The organism is Cupriavidus sp. (assembly GCF_057315035.1).
In genome coordinates this window covers 174340-186071 of record NZ_DBHKYV010000001.1, presented here as the reverse complement: position 1 = coordinate 186071, position 11732 = coordinate 174340, and the positions used below count along the sequence as shown (strand labels likewise).

Below are 11732 nucleotides of genomic sequence, written 5' to 3'. Positions count from 1 at the left end.
GGCCAACGAGGAACCGACATCATGAAACAACTGCAAGACGCCTACATCGTTGCGGCTACCCGTTCGCCGATTGGCAAGGCCCCCAAGGGCGCGTTCAAGAACACGCGCCCGGATGACCTGCTGGCCATGATCCTGAAGGCTGCCGTGGCCCAGGTGCCGAACCTGGACCCGGCGCTGATCGAGGACGCCATCGTTGGCTGTGCAATTCCCGAAGCGCAGCAAGGCCTCAACGTGGCGCGTATTGGCGCGCTGCTGGCAGGCCTGCCGAACACCGTGGGCGGCATCACGGTGAACCGCTTCTGCGCCTCGGGCCTGTCGGCCGTGGCCATGGCGGCAGACCGTATCCGCGTGGGTGAATCGGATGTGATGATCGCCGCCGGCGTGGAATCGATGAGCATGGTGCCGATGATGGGCAACTCGCCGTCGATGTCGCCGTCGATCTTCGAGCGCGACGAGAACGTTGGCATTGCCTACGGCATGGGGCTGACCGCCGAGAAGGTGGCCACGCAATGGCAGGTGAGCCGCGAAGACCAGGACGCGTTTTCGCTGGCCTCGCACCAGAAGGCCATTGCCGCGCAGCAGGCCGGCGAGTTCAACGACGAGATTACCCCGATTGAGGTAGTTGAGAAGTTTCCGGATCTGGCTACTGGTCAGGTCAGCGTCAAGACGCGTACTATCGCGCTGGACGAAGGCCCGCGTCCGGACACCTCGGTGGAAGGACTGGGCAAGCTGCGCGCGGTGTTCGCCAACAAGGGCAGCGTGACGGCCGGCAACAGCTCGCAGACCTCGGATGGCGCGGGCGCGCTGATCCTGGTTTCGGAAAAGATCCTCAAGCAGTTCAACCTGGTGCCGCTGGCGCGCTTCGTATCGTTCGCTGTACGCGGCGTGCCGCCGGAAATCATGGGGATCGGCCCGAAGGCCGCGATTCCGGCTGCGCTGAAGGCCGGCGGCCTGACGCAGGACCAGATCGAGTGGATCGAACTGAACGAAGCATTTGCCGCGCAGTCGCTGGCGGTGATGCGAGATCTGGAACTCGATCCGGCCCGTGTGAACCGCATGGGCGGCGCCATTGCGCTGGGCCATCCGCTCGGCGCAACGGGTGCGATCCGTTCGGCCACCGTGGTGCACGCGCTGCGTCGCCACAACCTGAAGTACGGCATGGTCACCATGTGCGTGGGTACGGGCATGGGTGCCGCAGGAATCTTCGAGCGCGTCTAAACGCGCCAGCAAGGGACAGTCAACCGTGTTGGCTGTCCCGACCTTCGATCAGATGAAGAAATGTATGGACACGCAAGATGCCAACACGTTGACGCACTGACCCGGAGGAAAACAACAATATGCAGGAGACAGCCATTCTGGCCGACGCGGCATGCGATATGCCGCGCGCGATGATGGACGCATTGGGCGTCCGCACCATTCCATTCCGCATTCGCGCCGGCGACCGTTTCGTGGCCGACACTCGCGACGAGGCGGCGTTGCCGGATCTCTATCAGCAGTATCTGGTTGGCAAGCAGGACCACTACGCTGAATCGATCCCGTTGCTCGAACGCGAGCTTGAGGACCATCTGCTCAAGAACGTGGTGGCAGGCTGCGACCGCGCGATCCTGCTGACGATTGCCAGCAGCCGCAGCAAGCTTTACGCGAACGCCACCGGCGCCGTGGTCGGTACCGTGGCGCGCAGTTTCAAGCTGCGCAAGGACGCCGGGCGTAGCGGGCTGTTCGACCTGACCGTGATCGATACCGGTGCAATCGGGCCGGGACAGGCCCTGATCGTGCGCGAGGCCGCGCGCATGCTGGCCGATGGTGCCAGCCCCGCGGCCGTGGTCGATGCGGTGGAGAACCGCCTGCGCGATGCGGCGCACATGTTCCTGATTCCGGATGAGCTGCTTTACATGTACACGCGTGCGAAGCTCAAAGGCGAGAACAGCATCACATGGAGCCGCTACATGCTGGGCAGCGCCTTCAATATCCGGCCAGTGATACGCATGCATCAGGGCCAGACCGAAGCGATTGCGAAGGCGCGCGGCACCGAAGACGGCATTCGTCGCCTGCTGGCGCACGCGGAAGCCTGTATCCGGGCAAAATGCCTGCTCACGCCGGCCATTGCCGCCGCATACTCGGGCGAGCCTGAAGACGTGGAGGCGTGGCCTGCCTGGCAGTCGCTGGCACAGACCGCAGCCAGGCATGGTGTCGAGCTGATGCTCGCGCCCATGAGCCTGACCGTCGCGCTGAACGTGGGCGCCGGCGCGTTTGGCTTGAGTTATCTTTCCGACATGCCGCCACCGTTTGTGTGAGCGGCGAAATAGCATCAGACCGAGACGAGGAAGACATGAGCATTGCCACACGGATCGACCAGGGCGTACTGACGATTGGTTTCGATCGCATCGACAAGAAAAACGCCATCACCGCGGCCATGTACCAGACCATGGCCGATGCGCTGCGCGCAGCCGAGACCGACAACGCCGTGCGCGTGATCGTGATCGAAGGCAAGCCAGAGATCTTCACAGCCGGCAACGACCTGGAAGATTTCATGAAGCGTCCGCCAACCCATGGCGACGACGGCACGCCGGCACCGGTATTCCAGTTCCTGCACGCGATCAGCCACGCCAGCAAGCCGGTAGTGGCATCGGTCAGCGGCGCGGCGGTGGGTATCGGCACCACGCTGCTGCTGCATTGCGATCTTGTCTACGCATCGGACACGGCCAAGCTCTCGCTGCCGTTCGCGCAACTAGGCCTGTGCCCGGAAGCCGCATCGAGCCTGCTGCTGCCGCGTCTGGTTGGCTATCAACGCGCCGCCGAGAAGCTGTTGCTTGGCGAAGCATTCAGTGCGCAGGAAGCGTTGGCGATGGGCCTGGTGACCAAGGTGCTGCCGGTGGCCGAACTGCAGGACTATGTGCGCCAGCAGGCGTCGAAGCTTGCCGCGCTGCCGGCGTCGTCGCTGCGCGAGACCAAGCGTCTGATGAAGGGAGACGATGTCACGGCCGTGGAGAAGAAGATGGCCGAAGAGGGCGACGTGTTCCGCCGCATGCTGGTGGCGCCGGAAGCGAAGGAAGCGTTCACGGCATTCTTCGAGAAACGCAAACCGGATTTCTCGAAGTTCAACTGAGACTTCAAGTACCTGCCTGTTTGCTCCCCTCTCCCGCATGGCGGGAGAGGGGCCGGGGGAGAGGGCAAAGCGGTTCAAATTGAGGCAGGTGGCAAGCAGAACCGCTGGCCCTCTCCCCTAACCCCTCTCCCGCGGGCGGGAGAGGGGAACCAAAACTCGCAGAAAACTTACGCCGTCGGCAGCACCCTTGGTTGCCGGCTTTCATCGGTGGCCACATACGTCAGCGTGGCTTCCGTCACCTTGACGATCTCGTGGCTGTGGCGCATGCGTTGCGCGTAGACCTCTACCGATACCGTGATCGACGTGCGGCCGGTCTTGACGATATCGGCATAGAAGCTGACCAGGTCGCCCACGAATACCGGGTGCTTGAACAGGAACGAATTCACGGCAACCGTGGCCACGCGGCCCTGGGCACGCTCGACGGCCGGGATCGAGCCGGCGATATCGACCTGCGCCATGATCCAGCCACCAAACACATCGCCATGCACATTGGCGTCGGCGGGCATCGGTACCACGCGCAATGCGGGATTCTTGCCAGGGGGCAGTTCTGAGAGCGGAGTGGTAGTGGACATGTCGGCGATCGAGGAGAGCGGGAAATACGGCGAATTCATAAGGCGGGAATACTGTGGTCTGCCGGACGCGGCGATCTCTGCGACAATCGCGGCATTGGCACGAATTCTAACGTATGCGCCGCTATTCCACGACCGCCGAGCCCGCCCCCGCCGAGCCGGCCAATTCGCTTTTCAAGGGTGCCGGTTCGCACCGTAGTGACTGGCAGACCGTCCGCAACCTGTTGCCTTACGTCTGGCACTACAAGTGGCGCGTCATCCTGGCGCTGACCTGCCTGGTAGCCGCCAAGGTGGCCAACCTGGGCGTGCCAGTGCTGATGAAGAAGCTGGTCGACACCATGAACATCGGCCCGGGCGACACCACCGCGCTGCTGGTGGTGCCGGTGGGGCTGATCGTTGCCTACGGCACGCTGCGGTTGTCGGGCACGCTGTTCACCGAGTTGCGCGAGATACTCTTCTCGAAAGTTACGCAAAGTGCGGTGCGCGAGATTGCCTTGCAGGTATTTCGCCACCTGCATGCGTTGTCGCTGCGCTTCCATCTGGAGCGGCAGACCGGCGGGATGAGCCGTGATATCGAACGCGGCACGCGTGGTATCCAGTCACTGATCTCGTATTCGCTGTACAGCATCCTGCCCACGCTGGTGGAGATGTCGCTGGTCGTCGGCTTCCTGTTCCTGCATTACGACATCTGGTTCGCGGCCATCACGCTGTGCGCGCTGGTGGGCTATATCACGTTCACGATCATCGTGACCGAATGGCGCACGCACTTCCGGCGCAAGATGAACGAGCTCGATTCGCGCGCCAACCAGAAGGCCATCGATTCGCTGCTGAACTTCGAGACGGTCAAGTACTTCGGCAACGAGGAATACGAAGCGCGTCGTTATGACGAAAACCTGCGCACCTATCGCACTGCGGCAATCCGTTCGCAGAACTCGCTGTCGCTGCTCAATTTTGGCCAGCAGACCATCATTGCGGTCGGGCTGATCCTGATCCTGTGGCGGGCCACGGTGGGCGTGGCGGCCGGCAAGCTGACGCTGGGCGACCTGGTGCTGGTCAACACGCTGATGATCCAGCTGTATATCCCGCTGAATTTCCTTGGCGTGATCTATCGCGAGATCAAGCAGGCAACGACCGACATGGACCGCATGTTCGTGCTGCTCGGCACCAACCAGGAGGTGGCCGATTCGCCCGATGCACCGACGCTTCGTGTCAATGGCGCCGCGGTGCATTTCCGCCATGTGGGGTTCGGCTATGAATCGAACCGGGTGATTCTTGAAGACGTCGATTTCACGATTGCCGCCGGCACCACCACGGCCGTGGTTGGCCATAGCGGTTCGGGCAAATCGACGCTGGCGCGCCTGCTGTTCCGCTTTTATGACGTCACCCAGGGTGGCATCGAGGTCGATGGCCAGGATATCCGCGCGGTGCGCCAGTCGAGCCTGCGTGCCTCGATCGGGATCGTGCCGCAGGACACGGTGCTGTTCAACGACAGTATCTACTACAACATTGCCTATGGCCGGCCCGAAGCCACGCGTGATGAAGTGATTGCCGCCGCGCGCGCCGCGCAGATCGATCATTTCATCCGCGAATTGCCACAGGGCTACGACACGCCAGTGGGCGAGCGCGGCCTGAAGCTGTCCGGTGGAGAAAAGCAGCGCGTGGCCATTGCGCGCACGCTGCTCAAGAATCCGCCGATCCTGGTCTTCGATGAAGCCACCTCGGCCCTCGACTCGCGCACCGAGCAGGCCATCCAGGCAGAGTTGATGCGGCTCGCGCAGAACCGCACCACGCTGCTGATTGCACACCGGCTTTCGACGGTGGTCCATGCCGACCAGATCCTGGTGATGGATCACGGCCGCATCATCGAGCGCGGCACGCATGCCGAATTGATGCGTGCCAATGGACGTTACGCGGAGATGTGGCAGATCCAGGCACGCAACGCGGCAAAGGGATCGCCCGATGCCGATGCGTTGGCCATCGACGTGGGCGATGCCACGCAGGATGCCTGAGGATTGTCGACAATCGTGATCGGCAACTCGCGCTGACACGGCCTCACGCACAATCATGGTTCGTCAATGCACCGCGCGCACGCGCCGCGCCGGTGCATGACAGCCCCATGAAAAGCTGGCACGCCCCTTGCGAAAAGTCCTTCCCAGAGAGATCAACTACTGGAGAAGGTACATGCCGCAATCCCCTGTTCGCCGTCATCTGCTGAAGCTGGGCACTGCATTGGGCACCACGATGGTGCTGTCGACACTCTGTGCAGGCACCGCGCAGGCGCAAGCCGCGACCAAGGTCCGCTTCCAGCTCGACTGGCGTTTCGAAGGACCGTCGGCGCTATTCCTGCTCGGCGAGCAGAAGGGGTACTTCAAGGCCGAGAAGCTCGACGTGACGATCGACGCGGGCAACGGCTCGGGCAACGTGGTCAATCGCGTGGCCTCTGGCACCTATGACATGGGTTTCGCCGACCTCGCGTCGGTGATGGAGTTCTACGGCAACAACCCGGACGCGAAGAACAAGCCGGTGGCCGTGATGATGGTCTACAACAACACGCCGGCCGCCGTGCTGGCGCTGAAGAAGTCGGGCATCAAGGCGCCCCGGGACCTGACCGGCAAGAAGCTCGGCGCGCCGGTGTTCGACGCCGGCCGCCGTGCCTTCCCGATCTTCGCCAAGGCCAACGGGCTGCAGGCCGCTTCGTTCAACTGGCAGGCCATGGACCCGACGCTGCGCGAGACCATGCTCACGCGCGGCGATCTCGATGCGATCACCGGCTTCTCGTTCACGTCGATCCTGAACCTCAACGCGCGCGGCGTGAAGGATGAAGACATCGTCGTGCTGCCGTATCCGCAGTACGGCGTGAAGCTTTACGGGAACGCGATCATTACCTCGGAACAATTCCTGAAGAGCAATCCTGAGGCAGTCAAGGCGTTCCTGCGCGCCTTCGCCAAGTCCGCCAAGGACGTGATCGCGCATCCCGAGGAAGGCATCAAGGCCGTGAAGGCGCGCGACGGCATCATCGACGAGAAGCTTGAAGTCAAGCGCCTGAAGCTGGCCCTCGACAGCGTGGTCAAGTCGCCCGACGCCAAGGCCGAAGGTTTCGGTCGCGTGAACAAGCCGCGCCTGTCGCTGATGGCATCGCAGGTTGCCGATGCGTTCGGCACCAAGGGCCGTATCAACCCCGACACGCTGTGGACCGATGCCTACCTGCCGTCGGCCGCCGAACTGGATGTGTTGCGATGATGGCAAGGGAAGCGCTGGCCCCCGCCGCGGGCGGGGCTCCATCAGCAGAGGAGGGCGGCAAGCCCTTCGTCGATTTCAATCGCGTCTGGCTGGCCTACGACGACGAACTCGCGCGTCGTGGCGAGTTCGCGGTCGAGGACATGTCGCTGCAGGCCGCCGAAGGCGAGTTCATCGCCATCGTAGGTCCGTCGGGCTGCGGCAAATCCACGTTCATGAAGCTGGCCACGGGCCTGCGCGAGGCCACGCGCGGCGTGGTCAGCATCAACGGTGCCAAGGTTACCGGCCCGCTCAAGCAGGTGGGCATGGCGTTCCAGGCGCCGACGCTGCTGCCATGGCGCACCACGCTCGACAACGTGATGCTGCCACTGGAAATCGTCGAGCCTTACCGTTCGACCATGCGCAAGAAGCGCGACGAGTATGTGGCGCGCGCCCGTGACCTGCTGAAGACCGTGGGCCTGGCCGGCTACGAGGACAAGTACCCGTGGCAGCTGTCTGGCGGCATGCAGCAGCGCGCCTCGATCTGCCGCGCGCTGATCCATCAGCCGCGCATGCTGCTGCTCGATGAGCCGTTTGGCGCGCTCGATGCGTTCACGCGCGAGGAGCTCTGGTGCGTGCTGCGCGATCTCTGGCAGGCGCAGCGCTTCAACGTGATCTTGGTCACGCACGACCTGCGCGAGGCAGTGTTCCTGGCCGACACCGTCTACGTGATGAGCGCGCGTCCGGGCCGCATCGTACTGCGTCGCGAGATCGACCTGCCGCGCCCGCGTCCGCTCGATATCACCTACACCGAACCGTTTGCCGAACGCGTGCACGAGCTGCGCGAGAAGATCGGCCACAAGAAACAAGTGCAGTAACAACCGGCAGCATTGATCATGGCAACGATGTCTTCTCTCCAGGCAAGGCGCGTGCAGCGCTTTGCCCCCTGGGTCCTGCTGGGTGCGTTCCTGCTGCTATGGCAGGGCGCCTGCCTGGTGTTCAATGTATCGGACTTCATCCTGCCGAGCCCGTCCGCAATCGTCGTGTCGCTGTCCGAGTACAGCGGCGTGATCGCCGGGCATGCATGGCGCACCTTCTGGACCACCATGGTCGGCTTTGGCCTGGCCATCGTGGTGGGCGTGGTGCTGGGCATGCTGATGGGCTCGTCGCGGCTCGCCTACGCGGCCACCTATCCGCTGATGACGGCGTTCAACGCGCTGCCAAAGGCAGCGTTCGTGCCGATCCTCGTGGTGTGGTTCGGCCTTGGTGCCGGTCCGGCCATCCTGACCGCATTCCTGATCTCGTTCTTTCCGATCATGGTCAATATCGCCACCGGGCTGGCCACGCTGGAACCGGAGCTCGAGGATGTGCTGCGCGTGCTCGGGGCCAAGCGCCGTGACGTGTTGATCAAGGTCGGGCTGCCGCGCGCGATGCCGTTCTTCTTCGCATCGCTGAAGGTGGCGATCACGCTGGCCTTCGTCGGCACCACGGTGTCGGAGATGAGCGCGGCCAACGAGGGCATCGGCTACCTGCTGGTGTCGGCCGGTTCGGCAATGAAGATGCCGCTCGCGTTTGCCGGCCTGGTGGTTATCGCGGTGATGGCCATGGTGATGTACGAACTGTTCGCGGTGCTTGAAAAGCGCATGACAAGCTGGGCGCATCGTGGCTGATCGGATGCGATTGCGAAAATGCCGATGCGAGGTTGACGGGAATCGATCGGTTCGACAGTGACCGGCATGACTGCAGCCCAGTTTGGATAGAAGGCTATTTTCAGTCAGCATGGCGCAACCCTAGAGTGCGTGTCGTCGGACTTACGTTCGGCGTTCACAACCCTGAGGTCCAAACCATGCATCAGAAGAAGCTGAAGCTACGTCATGCGGTCACGGTATCCGCCACGCTCGTGTCGTTGCTGCTGTCGGGCCATGCCAGCGCCGAACTTTTCTACCCCGAGGAATGTCCAGGTGAAATCGAGGCGTGGACGGCCAAGGACTATCCGGCGGACAGTTGCGTGCATCTCCGCAACCGCGTCTATACCAACATGGATCCCGCAACGGCCGGGGAGCAGCCCCGCAAATCGGACGCCTGGTGGTCCATTGGCGACTACATCGGCCCGGGTGGGCTGACGGTAGTGGATGTCACAGTGCCCGCCAATGGAGAGGCGAAGCCTGCGGTGCACACTGTGAAGCCTGCCCAGCGGGATACTCGACTCCAGTTCGCAGTCACGCGGCCGAACGAATCGAGAAGGAAGGTACTCTTCGATGGTCCCGGGTACAACAAACTGCATATGTGGGCCAAATCGGACCTCAAGCCTGGTAATTTGTTTCCGGTGTGGCTGCGGCTGCAGCGCACTACATCGGGTGAGGGATTGAGCGGGGCGCGCGGCCCCGTAGATGCCATCGGCGGCGATGCGGGCCTGGGCACGTTCATCGCCTGGTACGATCCGGCGGACAATCCGGACCTCGTGCCCGGTGCACGCTATACGGCTGCCGCCGGCCTATGGGCCAAGGTTCAGATCATTGGCACGGACCTGCCGAAGCAGCCCGAGCTTGGCACCTTCCGTCTCGGCCTCGATATCGTGCACCAGCGACCCACTCAGCCCGCGCAATAACGGCTACGCGTAATCGAGCGGCAGCGCCGTGGTGTACTTGATCTGCTCCATCGCGAAACTTGAACTCACATCGGCAAGTTCCGCGCCCTGGATCAGCTTCTTGTACACGGCATCATAGGCGGCGATATCGGGTACCACCACGCGCAACAGGTAGTCGGTATCGCCAGCCATGCGGTAGAACTCGGTGACTTCCGGAATCGAGGCCACGAGCCCGTGAAACGCCTTGAGCCATTTCACGTTGTGCTGGTTGGTGCGGATCGATACAAAGACGGTCACGCCAACATTGAGCCTGGCGGCATCGAGCAGCGCCACGCGCTTGCGGATGATGCCGGACTCTTCCAGCTTCTGTACGCGGCGCCAGCACGGTGTCGAGGTCAGGCCGACCTGTTCGCCGATTTCGGCAACGGGTACGGAAGCATCCTCTTGCAGGATGCCGAGGATCTGGCGGTCATAGCGGTCCATGGGTATCGCGGAAAGTGGGGAAAGTGAAAGGGCACCAGCTACCCACCAACCACAATCGCTGCGCGGCCGGTATCAGCTGACGATGGTATCCACCAGCAGGTTCACGCCGGTGGCGATGCGGTCCTGTTCCACGCCATAGATATGCAGCGACACGGCTACCGCATTGCTGTCGTTGCCGAGCGCGTGGATATGTTGCAGTCCGGCGGGCACGCTGAAGGTATCGCCGGTCTCGCGTGCCACGGCCCCGACTTGCGTGGCCGTGCGGTTTTCGGGATTCCAGCGGTAGTGCCGTTCGGACAGCGTGCCGCGTAGCACGCGATAGGCGCACCACGTGCGATGCCCATGCACCGGGCTGTGCTGCCCAGGGCGCCAGACCAGCAGCATGACCGAGAAACGTTCGTACGGATCGGCATGCACCAGATGACGCGTGTAGGTATCGGGGCTGCCGGCGAGCGCGCCTGGGGGCAGGCCGGCCAGCAAGGTCTCGGCATCGGGCAGGCTGGCCGCCACGTGTGCCGCCACCATGCGCGCACTCTGCGCCAGCGTGGCTTCCATGCCCGAGGCCAGCAGGGTCAGTGGGTTCAATGGGTCCGGCGCACGCAGCGCGGACGGACTTGAGTTGGCTTGCATGGCTGGCTCGTTCTTGTCGGTTCTTGATGATGTTCATCTTAGTCGCGCATCCCGAGCACAAGCGTGCAAATCATGACGTGAATTCGTCGTGGATTGTAATCCTGTTCTACAAAAATATGGTCTGGAGAAAAATTATTGCTCCCTGTGCGCAGCCTGAATTGACCGGCGATAATTCGCGACATGGAAATCAAATGGCTTGAAGACTTCGTCAGCCTGGCCGAGACGCATAGCTTCTCGCGCTCGGCGGAACTGCGGCATGTCACGCAACCGGCGTTCTCGCGCCGGATCCAGTCGCTGGAAGCATGGGTGGGCACCGAGCTGATTGACCGGTCAAGCTATCCCACCAGCCTGACCGCGGCCGGCAAGGTGTTCTACGAACAGGCACTGGCCATGCTGGCGCAGGTCAGCGAGACACGTGCGCTGATGCGCGGCCAGCGTTCGGCCAATGCGCAGGTGCTGGAATTCGCGGTGCCGCATACGCTGTCGCTGACGTTTTTCCCGGAATGGCTCAAGGCCGTGGAGCGCAGGGTGGGTACGCTGCCATGCCGGCTGCGCGCGTTGAACGTGCACGATGCGGTGCTGATGCTGGTGGAAGGCGGCTGTGACCTCGTGATGGTCTACCACCATCCGCGCCAGGCCATCCAGCTCGACCCGGCGCACTACGACATGCTGGTGCTCGGCACGGAACGGCTGTCACCGTATAGCGTGCCCGATGCCACGGGGCGGCCGCTGTTCCGGTTGCCCGGCACGGACAAGAAGCCGGTGCCGTTCCTGAGCTATACGCCCAATGCGTTCCTGGGCCGCATGGTGGACATGCTGCTGGCCGAATCCCCCGATACGCTCAAGCTCGACAAATGCTACGAGACCGATATGGCCGAGGCGCTCAAGGTCATGGCACTGGCGGGCCATGGCATGGCCTTCCTGCCTGAGAGTACCGTGCGCGAGGACGTGGCAGCCGGCCGCCTGGTGCGCGCCGAATCGGGGCGCAGCCTGCCGCAATCGATCGACATGGAGATCCGGCTTTACCGCGAGCGGCCGTCGGACAACGGCGCCGAACGCCGCGCCGTGCAGCAGCGCCGCAAGCGGCAGCTCGTCGACAAGGTCTGGGCCGCGGTCCAGGCGCCAGCGGCGCCGGGCTGAT

The 11732-nt window shown here is 63.2% G+C and carries 12 protein-coding genes; 9 read left to right on the top strand and 3 right to left on the bottom strand.

The window, feature by feature from the left end; all coding sequences use genetic code 11:
• The first annotated feature begins 18 nt into the window (after window positions 1–18).
• From ACO550_RS00875 to ACO550_RS00865, 3 genes are all read left to right on the top strand, one after another.
• Window positions 19–1218, top strand: a complete 1200-nt coding sequence (locus ACO550_RS00875; protein WP_315594350.1) for an acetyl-CoA C-acyltransferase — start codon at window positions 19–21, stop codon at window positions 1216–1218.
• Between the two features lie 119 nt (window positions 1219–1337).
• Window positions 1338–2294 (top strand): DegV family protein, encoded by a 957-nt coding sequence (locus tag ACO550_RS00870; RefSeq protein WP_315594316.1) that lies wholly within the window; start codon window positions 1338–1340, stop codon window positions 2292–2294.
• A gap of 35 nt (window positions 2295–2329) precedes the next feature.
• Window positions 2330–3106: an enoyl-CoA hydratase-related protein gene (locus ACO550_RS00865; RefSeq protein ID WP_315594317.1), complete on the top strand. Its 777-nt coding sequence runs from the start codon at window positions 2330–2332 to the stop codon at window positions 3104–3106.
• A 167-nt stretch (window positions 3107–3273) separates the two neighbouring features.
• On the opposite strand, the gene ACO550_RS00860 is transcribed toward ACO550_RS00865, so the two are convergent.
• Window positions 3274–3678, bottom strand: coding sequence for a hotdog domain-containing protein (locus ACO550_RS00860; protein ID WP_315594318.1), 405 nt, complete (start codon window positions 3676–3678; stop codon window positions 3274–3276).
• A gap of 113 nt (window positions 3679–3791) precedes the next feature.
• Here ACO550_RS00860 and ACO550_RS00855 point away from each other — a divergent pair, with 113 nt between their 5' ends.
• The 5 genes from ACO550_RS00855 (at window position 3792) to ACO550_RS00835 (ending at window position 9499) form a co-directional block, all read left to right on the top strand.
• Window positions 3792–5684, top strand: coding sequence for an ABC transporter ATP-binding protein/permease (locus tag ACO550_RS00855; RefSeq protein ID WP_315594319.1), 1893 nt, complete (start codon window positions 3792–3794; stop codon window positions 5682–5684).
• A gap of 172 nt (window positions 5685–5856) precedes the next feature.
• Complete coding sequence (locus ACO550_RS00850; RefSeq protein WP_315594320.1) at window positions 5857–6915, top strand: ABC transporter substrate-binding protein; 1059 nt, start codon at window positions 5857–5859, stop codon at window positions 6913–6915.
• Window positions 6912–7769, top strand: coding sequence for an ATP-binding cassette domain-containing protein (locus ACO550_RS00845; protein ID WP_315594321.1), 858 nt, complete (start codon window positions 6912–6914; stop codon window positions 7767–7769). The genes ACO550_RS00850 and ACO550_RS00845 overlap by 4 nt, the downstream gene beginning before the upstream one ends.
• Window positions 7770–7787: 18 nt before the next feature.
• Window positions 7788–8561 carry an ABC transporter permease subunit gene (locus tag ACO550_RS00840; protein ID WP_315594322.1) on the top strand — a complete coding sequence of 258 codons (774 nt, stop codon included), beginning with the start codon at window positions 7788–7790 and terminating at the stop codon, window positions 8559–8561.
• Between the two features lie 176 nt (window positions 8562–8737).
• Window positions 8738–9499, top strand: coding sequence for a hypothetical protein (locus tag ACO550_RS00835; protein WP_315594323.1), 762 nt, complete (start codon window positions 8738–8740; stop codon window positions 9497–9499).
• Between the two features lie 3 nt (window positions 9500–9502).
• Here the strand turns inward: ACO550_RS00835 and ACO550_RS00830 are convergent, their stop codons facing one another.
• Entirely contained in the window at window positions 9503–9961 is a 459-nt protein-coding gene (locus ACO550_RS00830) for an Lrp/AsnC ligand binding domain-containing protein (RefSeq protein ID WP_315594324.1), read from the bottom strand.
• A 72-nt stretch (window positions 9962–10033) separates the two neighbouring features.
• Window positions 10034–10591: a cysteine dioxygenase family protein gene (locus ACO550_RS00825; RefSeq protein ID WP_315594325.1), complete on the bottom strand. Its 558-nt coding sequence runs from the start codon at window positions 10589–10591 to the stop codon at window positions 10034–10036.
• A gap of 180 nt (window positions 10592–10771) precedes the next feature.
• Here ACO550_RS00825 and ACO550_RS00820 point away from each other — a divergent pair, with 180 nt between their 5' ends.
• The gene (locus ACO550_RS00820) at window positions 10772–11731 is read left to right on the top strand and encodes a LysR substrate-binding domain-containing protein (protein WP_315594326.1); all 960 of its coding nucleotides are present in this window, start codon (window positions 10772–10774) and stop codon (window positions 11729–11731) included.
• Window position 11732 lies beyond the last annotated feature (1 nt).